The organism is Piscinibacter sp. XHJ-5 (genome assembly GCF_029855045.1).
Taxonomy (GTDB): domain Bacteria; phylum Pseudomonadota; class Gammaproteobacteria; order Burkholderiales; family Burkholderiaceae_C; genus Albitalea.
On sequence record NZ_CP123228.1, the window covers coordinates 900704 to 925952 of the forward strand.

Sequence of the window (25249 nt, forward strand, 5' to 3'; positions counted from 1 at the left end):
GTCAGCCTCCCCAGTGCGGGATGTGGTGATCGGTCGTGGACACGCACACGTTCTTCGGCTCGAGGAACACCTCGAAGCTCCAGGTGCCGCCCTCGCGGCCGGTGCCCGAGGCCTTGGTGCCGCCGAAAGGCTGGCGCAGGTCGCGCACGTTCTGGCTGTTGACGAAGCACATGCCGGCCTCGATCGCGGCGGCCACGCGGTGCGCGCGGCCCAGGTTCTCGGTCCACACGTACGACGACAGGCCGTAGCGCGTGTCGTTGGCGATGCGTATCGCATCGGCCTCGTCGTCGAAGGGAATGAGACAGGCGACCGGCCCGAAGATCTCGTCCTGCGCGATGCGCATGTCGTTGCGCACGTTGGCGAACACCGTGGGACGCACGAAGTGCCCCTTCGCGAGGTGCGCGGGCAGCGCCGGCGCGTCGAGGCCGCCGGTCAGCAGGTCGGCGCCGTCCTCGAGGCCTAAGCCGATGTAGCGGCGCACCTTGTCGAGATGGCCGGCGGAGATCATCGGGCCGATGAGCGTGGCCTCGTGGAGAGGATCGCCGACACGGATGCGCGAGGCGCGCTGGGCGAAGGCCTGCGCGAAGCGGTCGTGGATGGAGCGCTGCACCAGGATGCGCGAGCCGGCGGTGCAGCGCTCGCCGTTGTTCGAGAAGATCATGAACAGCGCCGCATCGAGCGCGCGGTCCCATTGCGCATCGTCGAAGATCACGAACGGGCTCTTGCCCCCGAGCTCCATCGAGAACTTCTTCAGGCCGGCCGACTGGATGATGCGGTTGCCGGTGACGGTGCTGCCGGTGAAGGAGATGGCACGCACGTCGGGATGCGCCACCAGCGCCTGGCCGGTGCGGCCGTCGCCGTGCACGACGTTCAGCACGCCGGGGGGAACGCCTGCCTCGAGCGCCAGCTCACCCAGGCGAGACGCGGTGAGCGGCGAGAGCTCGCTCATCTTCAGCACCGCGGTGTTGCCGAACGCCAGGCAGGGCGCGACCTTCCACGTGGCCGTCATGAAGGGCACGTTCCACGGCGAGATCAGCGCGCAGACGCCGACCGGATGGAACAGCGTGTAGTTGAGGTGCGTGGTCGTCGGGTAGGTGTGGCCGTCGGTGCGCGTGCACATCTCGGCGAAGTAGTGGAAGTTGTCGGCCGCGCGCGGCACGAGCTGCTTGCGCGTCTGCGAGATCACCTGGCCGGTGTCGCGGGTCTCGGTGTCCGACAGATCGGGCACGTGCGCGGTGATGAGGTCGCCCAGGCGACGCATGATGCGGGCGCGCTCGGCCGCGGCCAGGCCCGCCCACGCGGGAAACGCCCGGCGTGCGGCCTGCACGGCGGCGGCGACCTCGGCCTCGCCGCCGAGCGCGACTTCGGCCAGCAGCTCCTGCGTCGCCGGATTGGCGGTGTGGAAGACCTGGGGTCCGGCGACGTGCTCGCCGCCGATCAGATGACGGATGGTGTTCATGCAGCGGAAGCCGCGGGCGGCGCGGCGATGGTGTTGACGAGGCGGCCTATGCCTTCGATCTCGCAGATCACTTCGTCGCCGACGGCGCAGTCGACCACCCCGTCGGGCGTGCCGGTGAGGATGACGTCGCCGGCAGACAGCGTCATGAAGCTGCTCAGATGCTCGACGAGCGCAGGGATGTCGAACACCATGTCGCGCGTGTTGCCGCGCTGGGTGACGCGGCCGTTGACCGTGGTCGTGAGCGCAAGGTTCATCGGATCGGGCACGTCGGCGGCATCGACGAGCCATGGACCGATGGGCGTGCAGCCGTCGCGGTTCTTCACGCGCAGGTTGGGGCGCTCGTAGTTCTCGAGGTAGTCGCGGATCGCATAGTCGTTGGCGACGGTGTAGCCCGCCACGTGCGCCCAGGCCTGCGAGCGCGGGATGCGCTTGCCGGCTCGGCCGATGACGACGGCGAGCTCGCATTCGTAGTGCATGAAGGTCGCGCCGGCCGGGCGGTGCGTCACGCCGCGGTGCCCGCCGAGCGTGTTCGGGCCCTTCAGGAAGACGAGCGGCTCGGCAGGTGCCTTGAACGCGAGCTCCCTGGCGTGATCGGCGTAGTTGAGCCCGAGCGCGAAGATCGTGCGGAACGCCATCGGCGGCAGCCATTGCAGCTCGTCCTCGCGCAGCACGCGGCCGCTGTCGACGAGGCGCACGCCGCCGTCCGCCGGCTCGACGGCGTGCGCGGCGCCTTGCCAGAGGACCCGTCCGCGCTTCATGCGGCCTCCGCGACGAGGTGGTGCCTGAGCGTTCCCAGGCCGTCGATGGCGACCAGGATCGATTGCCCGGCGCGCGCCAGCGGCGCTTCGTCGGGCGGGCCGACGAGCAGCACGTCGCCTGCGGACAGGGTCATGAATCCGGTGATGTCGGCGATCAGGGCGGGCACGGAGCGCACCAGGGTGGCCAGCGTGCGGTGATGCACCTCCTGCCCGTCGATCCGGGTGCGAATCACCGCCTGGTCCGGATCGGACAGCGACGAGGCGGGAAACACCGTGCTCATCGGACAGAAGCCGTCGCGGCAGCGCTGGCGCACCGCGGGACGGAAGTGGCTGTCGTGCGGCAGCTCGAGATCGCTTGCGACGACGTAGCCGCCGATGTGCGACAGCGCATCGGCCCGGTCGACGCGGGTCGCGGCGCGGCCGATCACGATGCCCAGCGTGGCGCCGACGCGTACCACGCCTGGTTCTGCCGGCACCGCCACGTCGGCGCCGTCGGGCGCCCACGTGTTGGCCGGTTTGAGATACAGCACGGGCGCCGCGGGCGGCGCCTGGTACGGCGGCTCATGCAGCCGCCGCCCCAGCCGCGCCAGGGTGGCCGAGTCGTTCAGCGCGACGCCGTAGACGGTGGGCATGCAGGGTCGTCCCGAATTTAGTTGATATGTTAACTATACGGCCAGCGCTGCGGTTCGACAAGCTTCACGTGTTAACTTTCGCGCCATGCCTCGCCAAGCTGTCGATACGCCCCTGCGCGCCTTTTCACGCTCCCTGCCGATGGCGTTGCTGCGGGCGCGCGAATCGGTGATGGCCAACTTCCGCCCCATGCTGCGCCAGCATGGCGTGTCGGAGCAGCAATGGCGGGTGCTGCGCGCGCTGCTGTCCGATGGTCCGATGCGGGCCAGCGACCTGTCGATCGACACGCTGATCAGCATGCCCAGCCTGTCGCGGCTGCTGAAGACGCTGGAGAACAAGAAGCTCATCGAGCGCACCGTCCACCAGGACGACCTGCGCGCGGCACAGGTTGCGATCACCCGCCGCGGTCAGCGGCTGGTGGAAGCGCTGGGCCCGCTGTCGGAGGCCATCTATGCGCAGATCGCCGAGCGAGTGGGTGGCGAACATCTGGAAGGGTTGTATGCGCTGCTCGAAGAGCTGACGGCGCGGCTGGGGGCGGTGACGGACGTGGAGGAGTCCTGAAGGGCATCACGGCCGCACCGCCGGCGTCTCGATCTTCATCCCCGCTGCCCGCCCCGCCAGGTACAGCTCCAGCTCCGTCAGCTCGAACGGAAACGTACGCAAACGGCTGGGCGCTCACCCCCGTCATGCAGTTGCGCAAGCGCCGCTGCAGCGAACCCTTCGAGGCTCATGTCACGACGATGTTGTGGATTTCGGACTGCGCGAAGCCGTTGTCGCCCTCCCAGCTGAAATGCAGCGTGCCGCTGGCCGTGGCCACGGTGTGGAAGGTGATGTAGGGATTGGCGGCAATGGCCGAGTGCAGCTCCATGCTGAACACCAGCTCGTTGTCGTAGCGGCAGCTGAAGCTTCGGATGATGTCGCGCGGCAGCAGCTTGCCGTCGGGTCCGGGCCGAAAGCCCGTCTCCATCGGATGCGCGATCAGGGTGCGGATCTCGATGATGTCGCCGCGCCTTGCGCTGGCGGGTGCATTGATCAGCGTGCGGGCCATGTCAGGAACCCTCGATGCAGCCGGCGAGCGTGACGATCACGTCGACGGTGTTCGACCAGTGGCTGCCGTCGCTCATGCGCGCCACCGCGACCAGCTTCTGCGAGGTCGCGAGGCGGATGCGCGTGGAGACGACGGCGCGTCCCGAGCGCGGCGTGAGATGGAACACCGCCACTTCACGCTGTGGATTGCGCTCGTTGAAGAGCGCGATCGCCTTCACGTGGTCGGCGGCGCTCATCGGGCTTTCCACCCTGATCGCGATGGGCACCGCATTGCCGTTCTCGACCAGCGGCGCGATCTCGATCTGCACCTTGCCCTCGCGCACCGGCGCGTTCGCCGCGAAGGCGCGCACCACCGCCTGCAGCTCGTCCGATTGCGCGAGCGCCGGCCGCAGGGATACGGTGCATGCGGCGGCACCGGCGAAGACCAGGTTGCGGCGGGTCAGCATGGTCATGGGCTCCGTCTCAGGGGCGCAGCGTGCGCAGGAATGCGACCGGCTGCGCCCAGGCGGCGGCCGCCACCACGGCCAGCGCCGTGAACCCGGCTGAACGACACCGGCGGCTCATCGTGCATTCAAGCCTTCCTGAGACTGTGCTGCTTCAGCGGCAAGTCGCGGATGCGCTTGCCGGTGGCGGCGAAGACGGCGTTGAGCACCGCGGGCGCGGCCACCGCGATGGTGGGCTCGCCGACACCGCCCCAGAAGCCGCCGGACGGCATCACGATGGTTTCCACGGCGGGCATGTCCGACAGGCGCATCACCGGGTAGCTGTCGAAGTTGGTCTGCTCCACGCGGCCATCCTTCAGCGTGATGCCGCCGAACAGCGCCGCCGACAGTCCGTAGACGAAGGAGCCTTCGACCTGGGCCTCGATCTGCTGAGGATTGACCGCATGGCCGGGGTCGGTGGCGGCGACGATGCGCCGGATCTTCAGCACGCCCTCGTCGCTCACCGAGACCTCGGCGCACGCAGCGACGTAGCTGCCGAAGCCCATGATCTGCGCCAGCCCGCGGTGCACGCCCTTGGGCGCCGGCTTGTCCCAGCCGGCGCGCTCGGCCACCGCGTCGAGCACCGCCAGGTGCCTGGGCGACCTGGCCAGCAGCTTGCGGCGCAGCGCGAGCGGATCCTGTCCGGTGGCGTGCGCGACCTCGTCGAGGAAGCACTCGACGTAGATGGCGTTGTGGTTCAGGTTCACGCCGCGCCATAAGCCGGGGCGCACCGGCGGGTTGCGCATCGCGTGGTCGATCAGCAGGTGGGGCACCGCGTAGCCGAAGGCGCTCTCGGTGCCGCCCGCATTCAGGCCCTGGAACACCGCCGGGTCCTTGCCGCTCTGCAGGTTCTGCGGCGCGAGTCCGGCGAGGATGGACTGCCCCGAGATGCGCATGTGCAAGGCGGTGAGATTGCCCTGCGCGTCGAGACCGGCGGTCAGCTTGCACTGCGTGATCGGGTGATAGAAGCCATGCTGCATGTCTTCTTCGCGCGTCCACATCAGCTTGACCGGCGTGCCGGGCATTTCCCTGGCAATCGCCACGGCCTGGCGGATCCAGTCGGTGGCGCCGCGGCGGCCGAAGCCCCCGCCCAGCAGCTGCTTGTGCACGTCGCACTTCGATGTGGGCAATCCGGCCGCCTCGGCGGTGGCGGCGAGCGCCGCTTCGCCGTTCTGCGTGGGGGTCCAGACCTCGCAGCGCTCCGGCGTCCAGCGCGCCGTGGCGTTCATCGGCTCCATCGTCGCGTGGTTCTGGTACGGGTACGAGTACACCGCCTCGATGCGTCGGGCGGCTCGCGCCAGCGCGCCGCGGGCGTCGCCGGTCTGGTGCCCGACGGCGGCTTCCGGTGCGTCCAGGCCCGACCTGAGCATTGCGGCGATGTCGGCGCTGGACAGCCTGGCGTGAGCGCCTTCGTCCCACTGGACGGGCATGGCATCGAGCGCGGTCTTGGCGCGCCACCAGGTGTCGGCCACGACGGCGACCGCGGTGTCGCCGACCTTGACCACCTTCGTCACGCCGGGCCGGTTCTGGATCGCCGCGGCGTCGAAGCTCTTGAGCTTGCCGCCCACCACCGGGCAGTCCTTGATGGCGGCATTGAGCATGCCCGGCAGGCGCAGGTCGCTGCCGTAGAGCTGCGCGCCGGTGAGCTTGGGCGCCGTGTCCAGGCGCTTCACCGGCTTGCCCGCCACCTTCCAGGTCTTCGGGTCCTTCAGCGCGACCTCGGTGGGCGGCTTCAGCCTGGCGGCCGCCGCGGCGACCTTGCCGTAGGTGGTCTTGCGCCCGCTCGGCCTGTGCGTGACGACGCTGTCGGCCGCGCTGCATTCGGACGCCGGCACCTTCCATTCGTCGGCCGCGGCCTGGATCAGCAGGGTGCGTGCGACCGCGCCGCCCTTGCGGACATATTCGTGCGAGTCGCGGATGCCGCGGCTGCCGCCGGTGGAGAAGCTGCCCCAGACCCGACGCCGGGCCAGGTTCTGGCCCGGCGTCGGATATTCCGTGCTGACCTTCGACCAGTCGCACTCGAGTTCCTCGGCGACGAGCTGAGCCAGGCCGGTCAGGGTGCCCTGGCCCATCTCGGAGCGGGCGATGCGGATGATCACGCTGTCGTCCGGCTTGATGACCACCCACGCGTTCACCTCGTCCGGCGCCGCGGCGACCTCGGCCTTCACCTTGCCCGCGCGCGGCACCGCGATGCCGACCGCCAGCCCGCCCACGGCGACGGCCGAGCCGCCGATGAAGATGCGGCGGGTCAGTGTGATGGTCATCCGGCGGCACCTCCGGTGCGGCCGCCGGCCGCCTGCTTGATCGCCGCGCGCACGCGGTTGTACGTGCCACAGCGGCAGATGTTGCTCATCGCCTGGTCGATGTCGGCGTCGGTGGGCTGCGGCTTGGACTTCAGCAGCGCCGCTGCGGCCATCACCATGCCGGCCTGGCAGTAGCCGCATTGCGGCACGTCGAGCGCCGCCCACGCTTTCTGCACCGGGTGATCACCCTGGGGCGAGAGGCCCTCGATGGTCACGACCTTCTCGTCCGGGCCGACCGTGGAGACGGGCCGCACGCAGGAGCGCGTGGCGACGCCGTCGATGTGCACGGTGCACGCGCCGCACTGGGCAATGCCGCAGCCGTACTTGGTGCCGGTGAGCTGAAGCTGCTCGCGCAGCACCCACAGCAGCGGCGTGTCCGGCTCCGCATCGAATTCGCGGACCCGCCCGTTGACATTGAGCCTGGCCATCGGCGGTGTCTCCTGGGGCGTGCGTGTCGAGACCGTCGAGCATCTCAAACGGAGATGCCCGACGGAGGCGAAGGGTCATGCCATCCAGCGATGCGCGGCCCATTCGACGGCGGCTTCCAGCGGCAGGCCGGTGGCATGGCGGGCGCGCAGGCCGCGCGCGTCGTTGCCGTCGAACAGGCTGTCGCGCAGCAGGTTGCTGGCGTCCAGCGCCCGCAGGTCGAGCGCGTGCTCGTCGATGCGCGCCAGCGTGCGCAGGATGTCGTCGCGCAGCTTGTGTCGCTGCTTGGTCTTGGGATCGATGATCTCGCCGTCGAGGCCGAAGCGGCAGGCCTGGAAGCGGTTGAAGGCGTAGACGAGGTAGTCGTCCTCGGCCGGCTCGAACGGGCGCTCCTCGCGCAGGTGGCGGCACAGGCATTGCAGGTAGCACGCCAGCGCCGCGGCCTTGTCCACGGTGAGCGGCGTGTCGCACACGCGCAGCTCGATCGTGCCGAACTCGGGCTTGGGCCGGATGTCCCAGTAGAAGTCCTTCATGGACTGCACGACGCCGGTGCTGGTCATCTTGTCGAAGTAGTGGCCGAAGTCGTCCCACGTCAGCGCGAACGGCGCACGACCCGACAGCGGAAATGCAAATACCGAATTGAGGCGCGCCGAGTCGAAGCCGGTGTCCACGCCTTGCACGTACGGCGACGAGGCCGACAGCGCGATGAAGTGCGGCACGTAGCGCGACAGCGCGTGCAGCAGCCACAGCGCGGTGTCGCCGTTCTCGCAGCCGATGTGCACGTGCTGTCCGAACACGGTGAACTGCTTGGCCAGGTAGCCGTACAGCTCGCTGATGTAGTGGAAGCGCTCGGTCGGGTAGATCTGCTGCGCGCTCCAGTGCTGGAAGGGGTGTGTCCCGCCGCCGGCGATGGCGATGTTGAGCTTGCGCGCGCCGGCCGACAGTTGCTTGCGCAAGTCGTGCAGCTCGGCCACCAGCGGGCCGTGCTCGCGCTGGATGGAGGTGCCGATCTCGATCATGCTGCGCGTGATCTCGGGCTTCACGTCCCAGGCGCCGGTGTGATTCTTCAGCACGCGCAGCAGGTCGTCGGCCTGCGGGGCGAGGTCGAAGTCGTGGGTGCTGACGAGCTGCAGCTCGAGCTCGACGCCGAGCGTCAGCGGCTCCGACGCGGTGAAGGCGGCGACGCTCATGGCGTCACGAGGCCCCATCGGCTTCGCGCGCTACCTTCTGCAGCGCAAGCGTGGTCCACAGCGGCCCGGTGATCTGCATGAGCGAGGTGGCGAGCAGGACGGCCTGCAGCACTGCGCGATCCATGCCGGGCAGCTGCGAGGCCCAGGCGAAGGTGTCGGCGGCCAGCAGCACCGCCAGGCTGCTCATCGGCTGCAGCGCGAGGGTCAGTGCCCCGGCCTGGCGCCAGCCGAGACCGCTGGGACGGGCGAGCGTGGCCACCGCCAGCGCCTTGCCGGCGGCGCGCGCGACGACGATGGCCACCACCCAGGGCATCAGCTTCAGCAGGTCGTCCAGCGTGAGCAGCAGGCCGAGACAGACGAAGAGCACGACGCTGAGCGCTGCGCCGGCCGACCCCAGCTGCGGCTCGACCGTGAGCGCATGCCGCATGCGTGAGCGCGCCACCATGCCTGCAACCAGCAGCGCCAGCAACGGCGACAGCGTCCACTGCACCGCCAGCATGCTGGCGATGATCACCAGGCCGATCTGCAGCACCGGCATTGCGCTGGTGCCGCGCAGGCGCCGGCTGAGCAGCTCGAGCAGCAACCCGCAAGCAGCGCCCAGCAGCACGGAGCCGCTGATCACGTACAGCGCATTCATGCCGGTGGCGAACAGGTCGCGATCGACCGAGGCGGCCACCACGTGCCACACCTTCAGCATGAGCATGGCGAGCACGCTGTTGACCGCGGTCATGAGCAGCAGTCGCTCGGTGACCTGTCCCCGCGGTCGCGACTCGTGCAGCACGGCCAGCGTGATGACCGGCGAGGTCGACATCGCCACCGTGCCGGCCACGGTGGCCGACAGCAGCGGCACGCCCATCAGCGCCAGCGAGGCCGCGACCGCGAGGCCGGCGAGCGCGCCCTCGAGCACGCAGGTGAGTGCCAGCGGCGGATTGTCGATGAGCCAGCGCGGGCGGATGCGGGTGCCGAGCTCGAATACGAGAATCGCGATCGCGAGGTCGATCAGCGGCTTCCACGCGTCGAGCTCGCTGCGCTCGAGCAAGCTCAGCACCAGCGGGCTGGCCAGCGCGCCGACCAGCATGTGGCCGCACGAACGCGGCAGCCGGGCATGGCGGTGCAGCAGTTCGGCCAGCACGACGGCCACGACCATCAGCAGCGCGAGGCCCAGCACCGGATCGGCGCCGCGCAGGCCTTCCAGCGTCCACAGCGGCGGGCTGGCCGAGGAGGTGAGGGGATTCAGTCCGGTCATCGGGGTGGTGTGCAAGGGCGGGCCAGTTTAACGACGAGCCACGCGGCCAAGATGAACATTCGCGCTTGTCGATAATCGCCAACCCGCGCAGCGCGCGGGTCTTGAATCGACGTCCGGCGCCCCTACGTGTGGCGCGCCGGACGCCGCCGGCCGACTTCATCCTGAAACACCATGGACAAACAAACTCTTTCTTTCCAGGCCGAGGTCAAGCAGGTCCTTCACCTCGTCACCCATTCGCTGTACTCCAACAAGGAGATCTTCCTGCGCGAGCTGATCTCGAATGCCTCGGACGCCTGCGACAAGCTTCGCTTCGAGGCGTTGAACAAGCCCGAGCTGTTCGAGGACCAGCCCAATCTCGACGTGCGGGTCGCCTTCGATCCCGAGACGAAGACCATCACGATCACGGACAACGGCATCGGCATGTCGGCCGAAGAGGCGGTGGCCCACCTGGGCACCATCGCCAAGAGCGGCACGCGCGAATTCATGGCCGCCCTGCAGGGCGATCAGAAGAAGGACGCCCAGCTCATCGGGCAGTTCGGCGTCGGCTTCTACAGCGGCTTCATCGTCGCCGACCGCATCACGGTGGAATCGCGCCGCGCCGGCATCGCGCCTGAGGAAGGCGTGCGCTGGAGTTCCGAAGGCAGCGGCGAGTTCGACGTCGAGAAGATCACCCGGCCGGCGCGCGGCACGTCGGTGATCCTGCATCTGCGCGAGGGCGAGGAGGAGTTCCTGTCGGGCTGGAAGCTCAAGTCGATCATCGGCAAGTATTCCGACCACATCTCGCTGCCGATCCTGATGCAGAAGGAGGAGTGGGACGCCGAGGCGAAGAAACAGGTGCAGCGCGACGAATGGACGCCGGTCAACAAGGCGGCGGCGCTGTGGACCCGCAACAAGAGCGAGATCACCAGGGAACAGTACGACGAGTTCTACAAGCAGCTCAGCTACGACAGCGAGCCCCCGCTGGCCTACACGCACAACCGCGTCGAAGGCCGCAGCGAATACACGCAGCTGCTGTTCATTCCCGCCAAGGCCCCGTTCGACCTGTGGAACCGGGACAAGCGCGGCGGTGTGAAGCTGTATGTCAAGCGCGTGTTCATCATGGACGACGCCGAGGCGCTCATGCCGGTCTACCTGCGCTTCGTCAAGGGCATCATCGACAGCAATGACCTGCCGCTCAACGTCTCGCGCGAGCTGCTGCAGGAAAGCCGCGACGTCAAGGCGATCCGCGAAGGCTCGACCAAGCGGGTGCTGTCCATGCTCGAGTCGCTCGCCGACAGCGACGAGGCGCCCGAGCGCGAGAAGTACGCAAAGTTCTGGAGGGACTTCGGCGTCGTGCTCAAGGAAGGCGTCGGCGAGGACCACGCCAACCAGGAGCGCCTGGCCAAGCTGCTGCGCTTCGCATCGACCCAGGCCGACGAAGGCGTGAGCTTCGCCGACTACGTGGGCCGCATGAAGGACGGGCAGGAGGCGATCTACTACATCACCGGCGACAGCCTGGCCGCGGCGCGCAGCAGCCCGCAGCTCGAGATCTTTCGCAAGAAGGGCATCGAGGTGCTGCTGCTGACGGACCGCGTCGACGAATGGATGCTCTCGCATCTGTACGAGTTCGACGGCAAGCCGCTGCAAAGCGTGGCCAAGGGCGCGGTCGACCTCGGCAAGCTGCAGGATGAGGCCGAGAAGAAGCAGGCCGAGGAGGCCGCGACCACGTTCAAGCCGGTGCTCGAGCGCCTGAAGGAGTCGCTGAAGGATCGCGCGAAGGACGTGCGCGTGACCACCCGGCTGGTGGACTCACCGGCCTGCCTGGTGGTGGAAGAGGGCGACATGAGCGGCCATCTGGCGCGGCTGCTGAAGCAGGCCGGGCAGCAGGCGCCGGCGGCCAAGCCCATCCTCGAGGTCAATGCCGAGCACGCGCTCGTCAAGCGGCTGGAAGGCAACGCGCATTTCGACGACCTGGCGCAGATCCTGTTCGACCAGGCGCTGCTCGCCGAGGGCGGCCAGCTGGAAGATCCGGCGGCTTATGTGCGGCGGGTCAACACGCTGCTGATCGGCTGATCACTCGATCCGCTCGCGCAGCAGCTGCACCTGCTCCTGCCAGTACGAGGTCGTGCCGAACCAAGGGAAGGCCGCCGGGAACGCCGGGTCCTTCCAGCGCTTGGCGATCCACGCGCTGTGGTGAATCATGCGCAGCGTGCGAAGCGGCTCGACCAGCGCGAGCTCGCGATCGTCGAACTCGCGGAACGACTCGTAGCCGCCGAGCAGGGCCCGCACCTGCGCGCGGCCTTCGGCGCCGTCGGCCGACAGCAGCATCCACAAGTCCTGTACTGCGGGCCCGTTCATCGCATCGTCGAGATCGACGAAATGCGGGCCATGGTCGGTCCACAGGACGTTGCCGATGTGGCAGTCGCCGTGCACGCGGATCGTCGCCGCGTCGCCGAGCCGGTCGAAGGCCTTGCGTGCGATGTCGAGCGCGCGATCGGCGGCGTCCTGCCAGGGCGGCAGCAGTTCGGGGGGCAGGTCGCCGTGCTCGCAGATCCAGTCGCGCGCCGCGCGTCCGATGGCGTCGACGCCGAGCGTGACGCGATGTTCGAAGAGCCTGCGGGCGCCCACAGCATGCATGCGCCCGATGAAGCGGCCGATCCACGCGAGCTCGGACGTGCCTTCCAGCGGCGGCTCGCGACCCGAGCGGCGTGGTGCCACGGTGAAGCGGTGTTCCTCGCCTTCGTGCTCGATGCAGGCGAGCGTCGGCGGGTCGCCGTGCAGCGTCGGCTTCAGCTGCGACGTGGCATCGGCTGCCATCACGAGCGGCGCGACGGCGGGAATCTCTTCCGCAGCCAGCTCGGCGGTGAAGCGATGCTCCTCGAGGATCTGCGCGTTGCTCCAACGGCCCGGGCGGTAGAACTTCGCGACGACGACCTGGCCGTCCTCGAGGAAGACCTGGAACACGCGGTTCTCGTACGAATTGAGCTGCAGGAGCCGTCCGTCGCCGCGCAGCCCGACGCTGTCGAGCGCGTCCAGCACGAAGCCCGGCGTGAGGCCGGCATACGGCGTGAGCGAAGCGGGGTGGGGCGCGGTCATCCGCGCATCGTACGCGCCGCCTCAGTGGCGGGTCTGCGAGGAACGCTGTGGCGCATCGACGACCACGCCACCGACGTCGTCACCGGACTGGTCGCCCGATCGCTCGGGCCCTGTGCGTCCATTTGCCGCGAGCGGGCCGAACTCGGAGGAGAGCCCTTCCAGGCGGTTGTCCGGGGCGAAGAAGGAGTCCTGGAAGAAGGTGGAGTCCTGCCACAGCGCCGTCCGCTCGGCGCGGCGGGTGGCCACCGTGCTGGCCAGCGAATCGCGCGCTTCGTGCAGGCTGGGTGCCGGTGCGGGCGCCGGTTGCGGGCCGCGGGTGGGTGTGCCGTGCTGAGGCACCAGCAACTGCAACTCGGCCACCGTGGGGAGGTGATCGGCGGGGCAGCGCAGGTAGCGCACGCGGCAGGCGGCGAGCACCGACTGCTTGATCTGCATGATGCGCCGCGAATTGCCGCGCTCGTTGTCGAGATCGATTGCCGCAAGCACCCGTCCGTTGGCGCTGCAGACGGCGAAAGCGACGTGGTTGGAGCCGAGCAGGTCGTACCAGTAGCGCACCTCGTTCGGATCGTTCGGCTGGCAGAAGCGCACCAGCGGAAGCTTGGACAGCACGATGTGATGAGGCAGCGCTTCGCGCAGCAGGCGATAGACGCGGCGCTCGTCGACATTGAAGACAGGACGCGCGGTAAGGGCCCATTCGGTCGGCAGCGGGGCTGGCGCGGCCGGGCGACGCGGCCGCAGGGCCCATACGGCAAGCGCCCCCAATCCCACCACGAGCACGGCGAGGGCGGCGATCCACGGAAGCGTTTGCATGGTCACGGCATGATCCTGACAGCCGGCCCCCGAGGTACCGAGATGGCCCTTGCTAGAAACTGGTCGGAAATGTACTGCGAATGTTACGCAGAACGACCCTTTCGACGCATCCCCGACATATGGGGCAGCGCCCGTGAGACAAATTCACTCGGACGCCGCCGGCGCCTTCCGATTGAGGTGGGTTTTCACTTCCGCCAGCGACTCCAGGATTTCGCTGACGCGGTGCGCGTGCACCTTCAGCCGATAGTCGATCTCCGCGGCCTGCGTTTCGAGCATCTCGCCGAACCGTGTGGCGAAGCTTTCGCCGGGGAGCTTGACCCAGGCCTCGGATTCCGAGCCGCTGCGCTCGACCAGCGCCCCGGCCTTGCGTGCGATCTTCAGCATGGCCGTGTTTTCGCTGAGCGCATGGATGAACAAGGTATCGACCCGGCGGTTGCGCGCGTGCATGGCCGCGTGCTCGAACAAGCGGCCGCCGTAGCCGCGGCCGCGCGCCTTGTGTCGCACCGACACGCCGAATTCCGCCATGGATCGCGGATTGGCCGGTGCGCTGGGCGGCGTATAGGCCAGGTGCGCCATCGCGATGATCTCGAGGCGGCGGTTGAAGATGCCGAACATCTCGTCGCGGTCGAAGTCGAGCGTGTCGACGTAGCGCGCGATCTGCTCGTCACTTGCCGGATGGCCGAAGCGCAGATAGCGATCGTGCTCGTTCAGCGACAGCAAATGAGCGACGATGCGCGGCCGGTGCCGGGCGGACAGCGAACGGACAGGCACCCAGGCCCAATTCACGGCAGTGGCAGGAAAAGCTGTTTCGCCCGCCGGCGGCGGGATACGGAGTTCGTCGGTCATGGGGACCTCCTACTTAGGGTTTACCCCAGTCTAGTGGATCGAGCTAGGTGACGCGCTCCAGGGGGCCGCCGACGCCGGCGTGCGACGGCGTGCAGATCTGCTAGAATCAAAAGCTTTCCCTCGATCAGCCCGGGGAAGAGCGATCTTTTCGCCACGCTCCGCTTAAGAGGCCGCCATCAACGAAGCGGCACCGACCGCGGTGCAACAAGGGCTGTATATCCAACCCAAGTCATCCATGAAAACCTTCAGCGCCAAACCGGCCGAAGTGACGCATGAGTGGTTTGTGATTGACGCGACCGACAAGGTCCTCGGACGGGTGGCCAGTGAAGTCGCCCTCCGCCTGCGCGGCAAGCACAAGGCCATCTACACGCCTCACGTCGATACCGGCGATTTCATCGTCGTCGTCAACGCCGACAAGATCCGCGTCACCGGCAACAAGGCCAACGACAAGGTGTACTACCGCCACACGGGCTTCCCGGGCGGGATCTACGGCACCAAGTTCAAGGACATGCAGGCCAAGCACCCGGGCCGCGCGCTCGAGAAGGCCGTCAAGGGCATGCTGCCCAAGGGCCCCTTGGGCTATGCGATGGTCAAGAAGCTGAAGGTGTATGCCGGTGCCACGCATCCGCACACCGCCCAGCAGCCCAAAGTGCTCGAGATCTAAGGACAGGCGATGATCGGAAATTGGAACTACGGAACCGGCCGCCGCAAGTCTTCGGTGGCGCGCGTGTTCATCAAGAAGGGCACGGGGCAGATCCTCGTCAACGGCAAGCCGGTGGAGCAATACTTCGGCCGCCAGACGTCGATCATGATCGTCAAGCAGCCGCTCATGCTGACCGCCAATGACGCCGCCTTCGACGTCAAGGTCAACGTGCACGGCGGCGGCGAGTCCGGTCAGGCTGGCGCCGTGCGGCACGGCATCACCCGCGCGCTGATCGACTACGACGCGGCACTCAAGCCCGAGTTGAGCCGCGCCGGCTTCGTCACGCGTGACGCCCGCGAAGTGGAGCGCAAGAAGGTCGGCCTGCACGGCGCCCGCCGCCGCAAGCAGTTCAGCAAGCGCTGATCGAGATCGCGCACGATCCATGCAAGAGGCCGCATACCATGCGGCCTCTTTCGTTTTCAGCTCACTTTCGGACACAACCGTCATGCGTTGGAAACTGATGCGACGAAGGCTGTCGATCAGCGCGCCGCGCATGATCGTTCGCAGTCATCTTCCGTGGCCTCTGCGATGGGCCGCGCTGGCGGTGGTGCTCGGCTTCTCGGCCGCAATCGCGGTGTGGGCCTTCGAATTCGGCAAGGACATCGCGGGCCTCGATCGCAACGCCTCGGCCGAGCTCAAGCGCTTGCGTGCCGAAGTGGCGCAGCTGCAGGCCGAGCGTGAGCGCACGGCGTCTATCGCCAGCGCCGCCGACAGCCTCCTGAAAACCGAGCGCGCAGCGCAGGAGCGCCTGACGCAGCAGCTCAAGCAGATCGAGGCAGAGAACCTGACGCTGAAGGCCAACCTGGGCTTCTTCGAACGCCTGTTGCCGACCGGTGCCGGCGCCGGCCTGTCCATCCGGGGCCTGCACGCGGAAAGTCGCGCTCCGGGCCAATTGCGTTTCCAGTTGCTCGTGATGCAGCCGGGCAAATCGCCGCCCGAATTTCGCGGCCGGTACGAAATCACGCTGGTAGGCACCTTGGAAGGAAAGCCGTGGAGTTACACGCCTCCAGACGGCACCAAGCCGCTGCAGATGAAACAGTATCTGCGTGTCGAAGGAATGATCGATCACCCCTCGGAAGCCGTCGTTGAAAGCCTGCAGGTGCGGGTGCTGGACGCGAGCGGCGGGGTCAAGGCAACCCAGACCGCCAAGGTCTGAAGCCGGGCGATGGGCCGAGCACCGCCGGACTGCGTTGGGAGAGCACATGTTCAGCAGCAAGAAGAAGCAGCCGCCGATCCGCACGCTGATCGGCGAGGGAACCGTGATCCAAGGCGAATTGCGCTTCACCGAGGGGCTGCGCATCGATGGTGAGGTTCACGGCGATGTCGTGGCGACGGGGGAGGGGCACAGCATCCTCGTCATCAGCGAGAAGGCGCGGGTGCTGGGCAAGGTCAGGGCGGCGCACGTGATCATCAACGGAACCGTGCAGGGTCCCATCCAGTCGGACGAACTGCTCGAGCTGCAGCCCAAGGCGTGTATTTCAGGCGATGTTCGATACGAGGTCCTTGAAATGCACCAGGGCGCCACCATCGACGGAGAATTGCGCCCGCTGAAGGCAGAGGAGAAACCCGCCTTGAAACTGGCGGCAGCCGGCGGCGGATAATGCAGCCCAAAGCCGTATCCTGAAGGAGTCCCCATGAGCGCCGTCGCCGAGAATCTCAAAGTCACCCCGCAAGACGAACCGCCGCCGCCGCTGGTTTTCACCGACAGCGCCGCCGCGAAGGTGAAGGAGCTGGTCGACGAGGAAGGCAATCCCGACCTGAAGCTGCGTGTCTTCGTGCAAGGCGGCGGCTGCTCGGGCTTCCAGTACGGTTTCACCTTCGATGAAATCGTCAATGACGACGACACGCAGATGACCAAGAACGGCGTCACGCTGCTGATCGACGCGATGAGCCTGCAGTACCTGGCGGGGGCAGAGATCGACTACAAGGACGACCTCCAGGGCGCTCAGTTCGTGATCAAGAACCCCAACGCGACGACGACCTGCGGCTGCGGTTCCAGCTTCACGGTCTGAGGCCTCTCGCCCAAAAAAGCCGCCCATGGGGCGGCTTTTTGCTGTCAGCCTGCGGGATAGAGCGCGCCGAGCAGGCGCGGTCCCGCAGCGCCGGTGACGGCGACGAGGTTGCCGGGGCGCCGCTCGACGAAAGCCTTGGCCAGCCACGCGAACGCGGCGGCCTCGACATGGCTCACGTCGAGTCCCCGCTCGCTCGTCGACCGCACCGCGCACGCCGGCAAGCGCGCGGCGAGCCGGCGCATCAGAGAAATGTTCAGCGCGCCGCCGCCGCACACCAGCACCTCGCGCGCGCCGGTGGCATGACGGCTCACCGCATCGGCGCATGCCCAGGCCGTCAGCTCAGCCAGCGTGGCCTGCACGTCCCGCGGGTCGGCACCGGGGCCGTGGGCGCGCAGGTGCGTGTCCAGCCACGCCGGGTTGAACAGATCCCGACCGGTGCTCTTCGGTGGCGGCAGGTCGAAGTACACCTCGCCCTGCATCGCGCTCAGCAGCCTGTCGATGACACGTCCGCCGCCTGCCCAGGTTCCGTCTTCGTCGAAAGGTCGGCCGGTGTGACGACGGCACCAGTGGTCCATCAACGCGTTGCCCGGCCCGCAGTCGAAGCCGATGGTCGATCCGTCCGCCGCGAGATGGGTGAGGTTGGAAATGCCGCCGATGTTGAGCACCGCGACGCCTTCGTCGGTTCGCCCGAACACTGCGCGATGAAACGCCGGGACGAGCGGCGCGCCCTGGCCCCCAGCCACCACATCGCGCGTGCGGAAATCGGCGATCACATCGATGCTGCTCAGCTCGGCGAGCAGCGCGGGGTTGTTGAGCTGCAGTGTGTATCCGAGGCCGTCGAACTCACGCGGGCGATGCCGCACTGTCTGGCCGTGCGCGCCGATGGCGTGAACCTCGCCATGCGTCACGCCGCTGCGCTCGAGCAGGTCGCGCACGACATCTGCATAGACGCGCACGAGGGCGTTGGCAGCCAGCGCAGCACGATGCAGCTCGTCCGCGCCCGTGGTGTTGAGCGCCAGCAGCTCGGCGGCGAGATCGGGCGCGAACGGACGATGGGCATGCGCGCGAAGGTGCAGCGGCGAGGAGGCGCCGGCGGAGAAGTCGACCAGCACGCCGTCGACCCCGTCGAGCGAGGTGCCGGACATCAGCCCGATGTACAGGTGGGTCATCTTCAGTCCCGATCGTGTTGAGCGCGTGCCGCGATTGTGCCCACGCCAAGCAAAAGGCCCGCGCAGTGCGGGCCTCGCAATGGGTCGCGGCGCCGCCGCTACTCGGCGTAGTTGCCGCCGGACGCGGCGACAGTCTGCGCGGCGTCCAGCTGTGCGCGCACGCTTTGCGCCAGCGAAAGGAACTGCGGCTTGGCGACGGGCGAGATGGCGATCGTTTCGGACGCTTTCGCGATGAGCAGCGGGTTCTGCTGCTGGCCGTGCACCTTGACCTCGAAATGCAGATGCGGACCGGTCGCCCAGCCGGTGGCGCCGACTGCGCCGATTCGGGCGCCTTGCTCCACACGCTGGCCCCGCCGCACGTCGATGCTGCTCAGGTGCGCATAGACGGTAGTGCGGTCATTGCTGTGCTTGATGCTGACGACGTTGCCATAGCCGTTCTGCCAGCCGGCGAAGTCGACCACGCCGTCGCCCACCGTGCGCACCGGCGTGCCGCTCGGAGCGCCATAGTCGACGCCGTTGTGCTGACGCCAGGTTTGCAGGATCGGATGGAAGCGCATCGCGAAGCCGGACGTGACGCGGGAGAACTCCATCGGGCTGGCGAGGAACGCCCGGCGCTTGCTCTCGCCGCCTAGATCGAAGTAGCCGCCGCGGCCGGTGGCCGGGTCCTTGAACCAGACCGCCGAATAGGTTTTGCCGGCGTTGGTGAACTCGGCGGCCAGCACGCGACCCGACGACTCGTTCCAGGTGATGGGTTCGCCGTCGGCGGTGAGCGCTTCGTAGATGACGCGGAAGGTGTCGCCTCGGCGAAGCTCGCGCCGGAAGTCGACATCGGTGGAAAAGATCTCGGCAATCTGAGTTGCGACGGGATCAGGGATGCGCGCTTCATCGGTCGCGGCAAACAACGAATTCCGGATGGTGCCGCTGCCCAGTCTCACCTGCGCCGCCAGCGGTGCCGTTTCGATGCTGGCGCGCAGCTGCCCTTGGACACGCTTGATCGACAGGCGAGTGAAATGGGTGCTGAACTGGTCGCTTCGTTCGGCGGCGTAGCGTGCCACCAGCTCTTCCAGCTCGCCCGACGCGTCGGCGCGCACCTGGATCATCTTGCCAGCACGGCCGGTGAGCAGCTTGCGGGCGGTGGCGTCATTGCGGATGAAGGCCGCAGCCTTCGGGTCGCCGACGTTCAGCCGGGTGAGCAGGCTGTCGGCGGTGTCGCTGCTGCGCGTGAGGTCGCTGCGGTACAGCTCCAGCTCGTAGGCGGCCAGCGCCTCGAGCTGCCCTTCGATGCCTTCCGGTGTGACACTTTCCGTCACGATGCGACTCGGCAGGTCGGCCGCGTCCGGCGCCAGCGGCGCGATGCCGAAGGCCGTGGCCGCGAAACCGGCCAGCGCAATCACGACGGCCGACGCGATGCCGCGGGGATGCCGCGCAACGAAGCTTCCGGTGCGCTGCAGGGCCTCGGCCCAAGCGCGGTCAACAGGATCCAACGAACTCAATTTGTTTGCCGAGCGTGGCCGCTCGTCTTGCTGGCCAGCGTCCGGGCGGGCGCTGGTTGGTTGTTCATCACGATCCGGGGCGTCCACTAGAATTCGCAACGCTTTCCAGCCCCTGCGGGATCATGCTCAAGCCGGGCTACGCCCGGCAACAGCCGGCTCGAATTATACGGGCCGGTCGTCTCGAAGCCTTCTGTTGTCCCTCCACTCCCACCTCCTTCGCAAAACTTTGCGTGGTTCCATGACCCAGCCCGCCGAAATCACTGCCGCGTCCCCTGCCACGAATGGCGCCGGTCGTCTGGACCACCCGATCACCGACGGAGTTCGCGAGGCGCTGGCGATCTCGAAACGTGGCTGTGACGAGCTGTTACCGGAAGCCGACTGGCAAGTGAAACTTGCCCGTTCGGATGCAACAGGTGTGCCATTGCAAATCAAGCTCGGGTTGGACCCGACTGCGCCGGATCTGCACCTGGGCCACACGGTCGTGCTCAACAAGATGCGGCAGCTGCAGGACCTGGGCCATGAGGTCGTCTTCCTGATCGGCGACTTCACCTCGCTGATCGGTGATCCGTCCGGTCGCAACACCACCCGACCGCCGCTGTCGCGCGAGCAGATCGAGACCAACGCCCAGACCTACTTCAAGCAGGCCACGCTGGTGCTCGATCCGGAGAAGACGCGCATCCGCCGCAACTCCGAATGGAGCGATGCCCTCGGCGCGCGCGGCATGATCCAGCTCGCTGCCAGGTACACGGTGGCGCGCATGATGGAGCGCAACGACTTCCACGAGCGCTTCAAGGCCGGCACGCCGATCAGCGTGCACGAGTTCCTGTACCCATTGATGCAGGGCTACGACTCGGTCGCGCTGAAGAGCGATCTCGAGCTCGGCGGAACGGACCAGAAGTTCAACCTGCTGATGGGGCGGCACCTGCAGGCCGAGTACGGGCAGGAGCCGCAATGCATCCTCACGATGCCGCTGCTCGAAGGGCTCGATGGCGTCGAGAAGATGTCCAAGAGCAAGAACAACTACATCGGCATCACCGAGCCGGCGAACGACATGTTCGCCAAGCTGCTGTCGATCAGCGACGACCTGATGTGGAAGTACTTCCTGCTGCTGAGCTGGCGGCCCGAAGCGGAGATCGCCAAGCTCAAGCTCGAAGTCCAGGCAGGCCGCAACCCGAAGGATGCGAAGGTGATGCTCGCCAAGGAGATCACGGCGCGCTTCCACGGCGCGACGGCTGCCGATGCGGCGCAGGCCGACTTCGACAACCGCGCCAAGGGCGGCGTGCCCGACGAAATCCCCGAGATCACGCTGGGCGGCGCCCCGCTGCCGATCGGCACGCTGCTCAAGCAGGCCAACCTCGCACCATCGACCAGCGAGGCGCTGCGCCTCGTCGATGGCGCCGGCGTGCGGGTCGACGGCTCGGTGGTCGGCGACCGGGCGCTCAAGCTGCCCGCCGGGACCTACGTGGTCCAGGTCGGCAAGCGCAAGTTTGCGCGCGTGACGCTGACCTGAGGCGGTGACCGCGGTGAGCTTCGCGCCGCGCACGCGCCTCTCGGTCAGCACCTTCCTCAAGCTGTCGGTACTGGCCGCGCTGGCCACCATTGCGCTGAAGACCGCGGCCTGGTGGGTGACCGACTCGGTCGGCCTGCTGTCGGACGCGATGGAGTCGTTCGTGAACCTGGCGGCGGCGGTGTTCGCGCTCGTCATGGTGACCATCGCCCAGGCGCCGGCCGACGACGACCATCCCTACGGCCACAGCAAGGCCGAGTACTTCTCGAGCGGCTTCGAGGCGCTGCTGATCGTGGGCGCCGCGCTCGCCATCATCTGGACCGCCATCCATCGCTGGGTGTCGCCGCAGCCGTTGCAAGGAGTCGCGCTCGGCGTCGTGCTGTCGGTGGTGAGCTCGCTCATCAACGGCGTGCTCGCCTGGGCGATGCTGCGCGCGGCGCGCGATCACGACTCCATCGCGCTCGAGGCGGACGCGCGTCATCTGATGACCGACGTGTGGACTTCGGTCGGCGTTGCCGGCGGAGTCCTGCTGGTGCCGGTGACGGGCCTGCTGTGGATCGATCCGCTGCTGGCCATCGTCGTGGCTGCCAACATCCTGCGTGAGGCATACGGGCTGCTGCGTCGATCGGTCGACGGCCTCATGGACCGCGCGCTGTCCGACCGCGAGCGCGAGGCCATCGCTGCGACGCTCGCGCGCCTGGCGAGCGACGAGGTGCGCTTCGACCACCTGCGCACGCGGCGTGCGGCCGGCGCGAAGTTCTGCCAGCTGCACATGCACGTGCCCGGCGGCTGGACGCTGGCGCGCGCGGCCGCCAAGCGCGACGAGGCCGAGCGCGGGCTCATCAATGCCGTGGGCGGCCTGCGAGTGACCATCGAGCTGCTGCCGGTCGGCCAGGAGCCCGTCGGCGTGCAGACGACGGGCACTGTCTGAGGCGGGCATGCTGGCGTTGGTGCAGCGGGTGTCCCAGGCAAGGGTCGAAGTGGCCGGACGGGTCACCGGCCAGATCGGCGCCGGGCTGCTGGTATTCGTCTGCGCCGAGCCGGTGGACGACGAGGCGATCGCCGACAAGCTCGTCGCCAAGCTGCTCAAGCTGCGCATCTTCTCGGACGGCGCCGGGAAGATGAACCGCAGCGTGGTCGACACGCAAGGCGGGCTGCTGATCGTCAGCCAGTTCACGCTGGCAGCCGACGTGGCCGGGGGCAACCGTCCGAGCTTCAGCGCCGCCGCGCCGCCCGAGCTGGGACGTCGTCTCTACGAGCGCGTCGTCGCGACCGCACTGCAGCTGCACGCGCCGGTGGGCTGTGGCGAATTCGGCGCCGACATGCAGGTCCATCTGGTCAACGACGGGCCGGTCACGATCCCGATCACGCTTCGCGCATAAAAAAGGCCACCCGCAGGTGGCCTCGTCAGGAGAGAAAAGCGCTTCAGTCCGCGTACTGTCCGGCGGCCTTGATCACCGGGGCCCACTTGTTGATCTCGGACTCGACGAACTTCTTGTGCTCGACCGGATTGACGCGTGCGTCGCTGACGATCACCGCGCCCAGCGCTTCTTCGCGCTTGATGAAGTCGGCATCCTTGAGCGCGGCCTTCAACGCGGTGTTGACCTTCTCGAGGACGGCCTTCGGCGTGCCCTTCGGCGCATACATCGCGTGCCAGATCGTCACGTTGAAGCCCTTGAGGCCGGCTTCGTCGAGCGTGGGCAGCTTGGCCAGCACGGGCGTCTTCAGGCGCGCCTTGCTCGTCACGGCGAAGGCCTTGATCTTGCCGCTTTCGATCTGGCCGGTGGTGTTGGTGGTCTGGTCGCACATGATGTCGACCTGGCCGCCGATGAGGTCGGTCATGGCGGGGCCGGTGCCCTTGTACGGCACGGTCTGCATTTCCATCTTGGTGGTGCTCTGGAACATCAGGCCGCACAGGTGCGACGCGGAGCCCAGTCCCGCGTGCGCCAGGTTGACCTTGCCCTTGTTGGCCTCCAGCCACTTGACCAGCTCGGCGTAGCTGTTTGCCGGCAGCGTCGGCTTGCTCACCAGCGTCATCGGCACCTCGTTGACCATGCCCAGGTACTCGAAGTCCTCGAGCGTCTTGTATTGCAGGTTGCGATAGAGCGCCGGCGCGGTCGAGATGCCCGCGTGGGCCAGCAGCAGCGTGTAGCCGTCCGGCGCGGCCTTGGCCACCTTGGTGGCGCCCAGCGTGCCGCCGGCGCCGCCGACGTTCTCGATGATGATCGTCGCATTGCCCATCGGCTTGCGCAGCGCCTCGGCCAGGTCGCGCGCCACCTTGTCGGTGGGGCCGCCGGCAGCGAAGGGCACGACGATGGTGACGGGCTTTTCAGGGTATTCGGCGAACGCGGTGGAAGCCGCGAGCGCGGCCATGGCAGCAACAAACAGCGTATGTTTCATGGCGGAGATCCTTTGTCGTCAGGGAGCAGGCCCGCATTGTCCGCAAGGCCCTCGGCCATTGGCATGACGGGAATTACGTAATAGGAAACCCCGTCGGCGGCTCGCGATGTGCGATTGACTCAAGCGACTCAGTCGTAGCGGCGTGCGTCCTCGATGACCTTGCCATCGTTGGGCAGCGTGCCGGGCGCCTGCAGCACCACCTCGCCGCGCAGCTTGGTGACGTCGCGGATCGACTCCGCGATGCGCGCCGAGAGGCCTTCCGGCCGCTGTGCCACCTCCACCTGCAAGGTCATGCGGTCGTTGGCCATTTCGCCGCTCACCACCAGCCGGGCGCGCGTTACCTCGGGATGGCGGCGCGCGATGTCGGCCACCTGCGCCGGATGCACGAACATGCCGCGGACCTTGGCGGTCTGGTCGGCACGTCCCATCCAGCCGCGTATGCGCGCGTTGGTGCGGCCCGTCGGACAGTGTCCCGGCAGGATGGCCGACAAGTCGCCGGTGCCGAAGCGGATCAGCGGGTAGTCGGGATTGAGCGTGGTCACCACCAGCTCGCCGACTTCGCCTTCGGCCACCGGGTCGCCGGTGCCCGGACGAACGATCTCCACGATGACGTGCTCGTCGAGCACCAGCCCCTGCCTCGCCGTGGTTTCATAGGCGACCAGGCCGACGTCGGCGGTGGCGTAGCACTGGTAGCCGGCGATGCCGCGCTCGGCGAGCCAGTCGCGCAGCGAGACCGGGAACGCTTCGCCCGACACCAGCGCCTTGCGCAGCGTGGGCAGCGCGACGCCCGACTCGGCGGCCTTGTCGAGCAGGATCTTCAGGAAGCTCGGCGTTCCGGTGTAGCCCTGAGGCTGGAGGTCGGCGGCGGCCTGCAGCTGCAGCTCGGTGTTGCCCACGCCGCCGGCGAAGACGGTGCAGCCCAGCGCCTGCGCGGCCGTTTCGACGAGGGAGCCCGCGGGCGTCAGGTGGTAGCTGAAGCTGTTGTGCACGAGGTCGCCGGCACGAAAGCCGGCCGCGTACAGGGCGCGCGCGGCGCGCCAGTAGTCCGGCCCGCGGCCCTCGGGCTCGTAGATCGGGCCGGGCGAGGCAAACACCCGCAAGGCGCCGCTGCGCGTGTGCCAGCCGATGGTCGCGAAGCCGCCGAAGGGGTCTCCCCCGGCACGCGTCGCGCGCTGCCGCTCGATGAGCTCGTGCTTGCGCGTGACCGGCAGGCGGGCCAGCGCGGCGCGGCTCGTCACCTCGGCGGGACTCACGTCCCTCAGCAATTCGGCGAATGCCGGCGCGTGCGCCCGTGCGTGGGCGACCTGCGTCGGCAGGGCGGCCATCAGATGCCGTTCGCGCAACTCGGGCGGGCGCGTTTCGAGCACGTCGTAGAAGGCGGACGCATCAGCGCTCATCGATCATTCCTCCGTCCAGCGCGCGAGGCGCCTTCTCGCTTCGTCGATGCACTTGCGCACATCGGCGCTGTTCTTCAGCACGAGGCGGTCCCATTCGGGCGTGCGCGACTGCCGCCGCGCCAGCCGCACGGTGATCGTGCTGGCGTCGCTGGAGAGCTCGATCACCCGCATGCCCTGCAGCTCGAATCCTTCGCCGCGCTCGGCCAGCGGCTTGAGATCGCGCAGGCTGCGCTTGAGCTGCAACAGGGCGTCGGCGGGTTTGAAGGCGGGCGGTGCGAAGAAGTCGTCCATGTCGT

Annotated in this window: 27 protein-coding genes; 10 read left to right on the forward strand and 17 right to left on the reverse strand. The window is 68.0% G+C overall.

The window, feature by feature from the left end:
* Position 1 precedes the first annotated feature (1 nt).
* Genes hpaE through P7V53_RS04270 form a run of 3 tightly spaced genes read right to left on the reverse strand, consistent with a single transcriptional unit; the run spans position 2 to position 2849 of the window.
* Complete coding sequence (gene hpaE / locus P7V53_RS04260) at positions 2 to 1459, reverse strand: 5-carboxymethyl-2-hydroxymuconate semialdehyde dehydrogenase (protein ID WP_280154236.1); 1458 nt, start codon at positions 1457 to 1459, stop codon at positions 2 to 4.
* On the reverse strand, positions 1456 to 2217 hold the full coding sequence (locus P7V53_RS04265; RefSeq protein ID WP_280154237.1) for a fumarylacetoacetate hydrolase family protein: 762 nt from the start codon (positions 2215 to 2217) through the stop codon (positions 1456 to 1458). Before P7V53_RS04265 ends, hpaE begins: the two co-directional genes overlap by 4 nt.
* Positions 2214 to 2849 carry a fumarylacetoacetate hydrolase family protein gene (locus P7V53_RS04270; RefSeq protein ID WP_280154238.1) on the reverse strand — a complete coding sequence of 212 codons (636 nt, stop codon included), beginning with the start codon at positions 2847 to 2849 and terminating at the stop codon, positions 2214 to 2216. The genes P7V53_RS04265 and P7V53_RS04270 overlap by 4 nt, the downstream gene beginning before the upstream one ends.
* An 85-nt stretch (positions 2850 to 2934) precedes the next feature.
* Here P7V53_RS04270 and hpaR point away from each other — a divergent pair, with 85 nt between their 5' ends.
* A complete protein-coding gene (gene hpaR, locus P7V53_RS04275; RefSeq protein ID WP_280154239.1) occupies positions 2935 to 3408 on the forward strand; it encodes a homoprotocatechuate degradation operon regulator HpaR in 474 nt (157 codons plus the stop codon).
* A 166-nt stretch (positions 3409 to 3574) separates the two neighbouring features.
* Here the strand turns inward: hpaR and soxZ are convergent, their stop codons facing one another.
* From soxZ to P7V53_RS04305, 6 genes are all read right to left on the reverse strand, one after another.
* A complete protein-coding gene (gene soxZ / locus P7V53_RS04280) occupies positions 3575 to 3895 on the reverse strand; it encodes a thiosulfate oxidation carrier complex protein SoxZ (protein WP_280154240.1) in 321 nt (106 codons plus the stop codon).
* Position 3896: 1 nt separating this feature from the next.
* Entirely contained in the window at positions 3897 to 4346 is a 450-nt protein-coding gene (locus tag P7V53_RS04285; RefSeq protein WP_280154241.1) for a SoxY-related AACIE arm protein, read from the reverse strand.
* A gap of 119 nt (positions 4347 to 4465) precedes the next feature.
* On the reverse strand, positions 4466 to 6640 hold the full coding sequence (locus P7V53_RS04290; protein ID WP_280154242.1) for a molybdopterin cofactor-binding domain-containing protein: 2175 nt from the start codon (positions 6638 to 6640) through the stop codon (positions 4466 to 4468).
* Positions 6637 to 7107, reverse strand: coding sequence for a 2Fe-2S iron-sulfur cluster-binding protein (locus P7V53_RS04295; RefSeq protein WP_280154243.1), 471 nt, complete (start codon positions 7105 to 7107; stop codon positions 6637 to 6639). Before P7V53_RS04295 ends, P7V53_RS04290 begins: the two co-directional genes overlap by 4 nt.
* A 75-nt stretch (positions 7108 to 7182) precedes the next feature.
* A complete protein-coding gene (locus tag P7V53_RS04300; RefSeq protein WP_280154244.1) occupies positions 7183 to 8295 on the reverse strand; it encodes a YbdK family carboxylate-amine ligase in 1113 nt (370 codons plus the stop codon).
* Positions 8296 to 8299: 4 nt separating this feature from the next.
* Positions 8300 to 9541, reverse strand: a complete 1242-nt coding sequence (locus P7V53_RS04305) for a cation:proton antiporter (RefSeq protein ID WP_280154245.1) — start codon at positions 9539 to 9541, stop codon at positions 8300 to 8302.
* 171 nt (positions 9542 to 9712) lie between these two features.
* On the opposite strand from P7V53_RS04305, the gene htpG reads away from it, so the two are divergent.
* The gene (gene htpG / locus P7V53_RS04310) at positions 9713 to 11593 is read left to right on the forward strand and encodes a molecular chaperone HtpG (protein ID WP_280154246.1); all 1881 of its coding nucleotides are present in this window, start codon (positions 9713 to 9715) and stop codon (positions 11591 to 11593) included.
* Here the strand turns inward: htpG and P7V53_RS04315 are convergent, their stop codons facing one another.
* The 3 genes from P7V53_RS04315 to P7V53_RS04325 all read right to left on the reverse strand — a co-directional run bounded on the left by P7V53_RS04315 (position 11594) and on the right by P7V53_RS04325 (position 14272).
* Entirely contained in the window at positions 11594 to 12616 is a 1023-nt protein-coding gene (locus P7V53_RS04315; protein WP_280154247.1) for a serine/threonine protein kinase, read from the reverse strand.
* Positions 12617 to 12637: 21 nt separating this feature from the next.
* On the reverse strand, positions 12638 to 13426 hold the full coding sequence (locus P7V53_RS04320) for a DUF2726 domain-containing protein (RefSeq protein ID WP_280154248.1): 789 nt from the start codon (positions 13424 to 13426) through the stop codon (positions 12638 to 12640).
* 144 nt (positions 13427 to 13570) lie between these two features.
* A complete protein-coding gene (locus tag P7V53_RS04325) occupies positions 13571 to 14272 on the reverse strand; it encodes a GNAT family N-acetyltransferase (protein WP_280154249.1) in 702 nt (233 codons plus the stop codon).
* 235 nt (positions 14273 to 14507) lie between these two features.
* Between P7V53_RS04325 and rplM the strand changes: the two genes are divergently transcribed.
* The 5 genes from rplM to erpA all read left to right on the forward strand — a co-directional run bounded on the left by rplM (position 14508) and on the right by erpA (position 16987).
* On the forward strand, positions 14508 to 14936 hold the full coding sequence (gene rplM / locus P7V53_RS04330) for a 50S ribosomal protein L13 (RefSeq protein WP_280154250.1): 429 nt from the start codon (positions 14508 to 14510) through the stop codon (positions 14934 to 14936).
* 9 nt (positions 14937 to 14945) lie between these two features.
* Positions 14946 to 15338, forward strand: a complete 393-nt coding sequence (rpsI, locus tag P7V53_RS04335; RefSeq protein ID WP_280154251.1) for a 30S ribosomal protein S9 — start codon at positions 14946 to 14948, stop codon at positions 15336 to 15338.
* 82 nt (positions 15339 to 15420) lie between these two features.
* Positions 15421 to 16131, forward strand: a complete 711-nt coding sequence (locus P7V53_RS04340; RefSeq protein WP_280154252.1) for a DUF6776 family protein — start codon at positions 15421 to 15423, stop codon at positions 16129 to 16131.
* A gap of 46 nt (positions 16132 to 16177) precedes the next feature.
* On the forward strand, positions 16178 to 16576 hold the full coding sequence (locus P7V53_RS04345; protein ID WP_280154253.1) for a polymer-forming cytoskeletal protein: 399 nt from the start codon (positions 16178 to 16180) through the stop codon (positions 16574 to 16576).
* 33 nt (positions 16577 to 16609) lie between these two features.
* Complete coding sequence (gene erpA / locus P7V53_RS04350; RefSeq protein ID WP_280154254.1) at positions 16610 to 16987, forward strand: iron-sulfur cluster insertion protein ErpA; 378 nt, start codon at positions 16610 to 16612, stop codon at positions 16985 to 16987.
* Between the two features lie 44 nt (positions 16988 to 17031).
* On the opposite strand, the gene P7V53_RS04355 is transcribed toward erpA, so the two are convergent.
* Both P7V53_RS04355 and P7V53_RS04360 read right to left on the reverse strand, forming a co-directional pair.
* Entirely contained in the window at positions 17032 to 18156 is a 1125-nt protein-coding gene (locus P7V53_RS04355) for an anhydro-N-acetylmuramic acid kinase (protein WP_280154255.1), read from the reverse strand.
* Between the two features lie 98 nt (positions 18157 to 18254).
* The gene (locus P7V53_RS04360) at positions 18255 to 19640 is read right to left on the reverse strand and encodes a M23 family metallopeptidase (RefSeq protein ID WP_280154256.1); all 1386 of its coding nucleotides are present in this window, start codon (positions 19638 to 19640) and stop codon (positions 18255 to 18257) included.
* Between the two features lie 247 nt (positions 19641 to 19887).
* On the opposite strand from P7V53_RS04360, the gene tyrS reads away from it, so the two are divergent.
* Genes tyrS through dtd form a run of 3 tightly spaced genes read left to right on the forward strand, consistent with a single transcriptional unit; the run spans position 19888 to position 22538 of the window.
* The gene (gene tyrS / locus P7V53_RS04365; RefSeq protein WP_280154257.1) at positions 19888 to 21159 is read left to right on the forward strand and encodes a tyrosine--tRNA ligase; all 1272 of its coding nucleotides are present in this window, start codon (positions 19888 to 19890) and stop codon (positions 21157 to 21159) included.
* Positions 21160 to 21172: 13 nt separating this feature from the next.
* Positions 21173 to 22087 (forward strand): cation diffusion facilitator family transporter, encoded by a 915-nt coding sequence (locus tag P7V53_RS04370; protein ID WP_280154258.1) that lies wholly within the window; start codon positions 21173 to 21175, stop codon positions 22085 to 22087.
* A gap of 7 nt (positions 22088 to 22094) precedes the next feature.
* Entirely contained in the window at positions 22095 to 22538 is a 444-nt protein-coding gene (gene dtd / locus P7V53_RS04375; protein WP_280154259.1) for a D-aminoacyl-tRNA deacylase, read from the forward strand.
* 43 nt (positions 22539 to 22581) lie between these two features.
* On the opposite strand, the gene P7V53_RS04380 is transcribed toward dtd, so the two are convergent.
* From P7V53_RS04380 to P7V53_RS04390, 3 genes are all read right to left on the reverse strand, one after another.
* Positions 22582 to 23556 carry a tripartite tricarboxylate transporter substrate-binding protein gene (locus tag P7V53_RS04380; RefSeq protein ID WP_280154260.1) on the reverse strand — a complete coding sequence of 325 codons (975 nt, stop codon included), beginning with the start codon at positions 23554 to 23556 and terminating at the stop codon, positions 22582 to 22584.
* A 128-nt stretch (positions 23557 to 23684) separates the two neighbouring features.
* The gene (locus P7V53_RS04385) at positions 23685 to 24953 is read right to left on the reverse strand and encodes an AMP-binding protein (RefSeq protein ID WP_280154261.1); all 1269 of its coding nucleotides are present in this window, start codon (positions 24951 to 24953) and stop codon (positions 23685 to 23687) included.
* 3 nt (positions 24954 to 24956) lie between these two features.
* A complete protein-coding gene (locus P7V53_RS04390) occupies positions 24957 to 25244 on the reverse strand; it encodes a hypothetical protein (RefSeq protein ID WP_280154262.1) in 288 nt (95 codons plus the stop codon).
* Positions 25245 to 25249 lie beyond the last annotated feature (5 nt).

What these genes read in the sequence shown, in the direction of transcription:
- P7V53_RS04345 (WP_280154253.1), top strand. Translation starts at nt 16,178, where the DNA reads ATGTTCAGCAGCAAGAAGAAGCAGCCGCCGATCCGCACGCTGATCGGC.
- erpA (WP_280154254.1), top strand. Translation starts at nt 16,610, where the DNA reads ATGAGCGCCGTCGCCGAGAATCTCAAAGTCACCCCGCAAGACGAACCG.
- P7V53_RS04325 (WP_280154249.1), bottom strand. Translation starts at nt 14,272, where the DNA reads ATGACCGACGAACTCCGTATCCCGCCGCCGGCGGGCGAAACAGCTTTT.
- P7V53_RS04285 (WP_280154241.1), bottom strand. Translation starts at nt 4,346, where the DNA reads ATGACCATGCTGACCCGCCGCAACCTGGTCTTCGCCGGTGCCGCCGCA.
- P7V53_RS04290 (WP_280154242.1), bottom strand. Translation starts at nt 6,640, where the DNA reads ATGACCATCACACTGACCCGCCGCATCTTCATCGGCGGCTCGGCCGTC.
- P7V53_RS04385 (WP_280154261.1), bottom strand. Translation starts at nt 24,953, where the DNA reads ATGAGCGCTGATGCGTCCGCCTTCTACGACGTGCTCGAAACGCGCCCG.
- P7V53_RS04340 (WP_280154252.1), top strand. Translation starts at nt 15,421, where the DNA reads ATGCGTTGGAAACTGATGCGACGAAGGCTGTCGATCAGCGCGCCGCGC.
- P7V53_RS04315 (WP_280154247.1), bottom strand. Translation starts at nt 12,616, where the DNA reads ATGACCGCGCCCCACCCCGCTTCGCTCACGCCGTATGCCGGCCTCACG.
- P7V53_RS04300 (WP_280154244.1), bottom strand. Translation starts at nt 8,295, where the DNA reads ATGAGCGTCGCCGCCTTCACCGCGTCGGAGCCGCTGACGCTCGGCGTC.
- soxZ (WP_280154240.1), bottom strand. Translation starts at nt 3,895, where the DNA reads ATGGCCCGCACGCTGATCAATGCACCCGCCAGCGCAAGGCGCGGCGAC.
- P7V53_RS04390 (WP_280154262.1), bottom strand. Translation starts at nt 25,244, where the DNA reads ATGGACGACTTCTTCGCACCGCCCGCCTTCAAACCCGCCGACGCCCTG.
- P7V53_RS04380 (WP_280154260.1), bottom strand. Translation starts at nt 23,556, where the DNA reads ATGAAACATACGCTGTTTGTTGCTGCCATGGCCGCGCTCGCGGCTTCC.
- P7V53_RS04320 (WP_280154248.1), bottom strand. Translation starts at nt 13,426, where the DNA reads ATGCAAACGCTTCCGTGGATCGCCGCCCTCGCCGTGCTCGTGGTGGGA.
- hpaR (WP_280154239.1), top strand. Translation starts at nt 2,935, where the DNA reads ATGCCTCGCCAAGCTGTCGATACGCCCCTGCGCGCCTTTTCACGCTCC.
- dtd (WP_280154259.1), top strand. Translation starts at nt 22,095, where the DNA reads ATGCTGGCGTTGGTGCAGCGGGTGTCCCAGGCAAGGGTCGAAGTGGCC.
- tyrS (WP_280154257.1), top strand. Translation starts at nt 19,888, where the DNA reads ATGACCCAGCCCGCCGAAATCACTGCCGCGTCCCCTGCCACGAATGGC.
- P7V53_RS04270 (WP_280154238.1), bottom strand. Translation starts at nt 2,849, where the DNA reads ATGCCCACCGTCTACGGCGTCGCGCTGAACGACTCGGCCACCCTGGCG.
- P7V53_RS04295 (WP_280154243.1), bottom strand. Translation starts at nt 7,107, where the DNA reads ATGGCCAGGCTCAATGTCAACGGGCGGGTCCGCGAATTCGATGCGGAG.
- P7V53_RS04265 (WP_280154237.1), bottom strand. Translation starts at nt 2,217, where the DNA reads ATGAAGCGCGGACGGGTCCTCTGGCAAGGCGCCGCGCACGCCGTCGAG.
- hpaE (WP_280154236.1), bottom strand. Translation starts at nt 1,459, where the DNA reads ATGAACACCATCCGTCATCTGATCGGCGGCGAGCACGTCGCCGGACCC.
- P7V53_RS04305 (WP_280154245.1), bottom strand. Translation starts at nt 9,541, where the DNA reads ATGACCGGACTGAATCCCCTCACCTCCTCGGCCAGCCCGCCGCTGTGG.
- htpG (WP_280154246.1), top strand. Translation starts at nt 9,713, where the DNA reads ATGGACAAACAAACTCTTTCTTTCCAGGCCGAGGTCAAGCAGGTCCTT.
- P7V53_RS04355 (WP_280154255.1), bottom strand. Translation starts at nt 18,156, where the DNA reads ATGACCCACCTGTACATCGGGCTGATGTCCGGCACCTCGCTCGACGGG.
- rpsI (WP_280154251.1), top strand. Translation starts at nt 14,946, where the DNA reads ATGATCGGAAATTGGAACTACGGAACCGGCCGCCGCAAGTCTTCGGTG.
- rplM (WP_280154250.1), top strand. Translation starts at nt 14,508, where the DNA reads ATGAAAACCTTCAGCGCCAAACCGGCCGAAGTGACGCATGAGTGGTTT.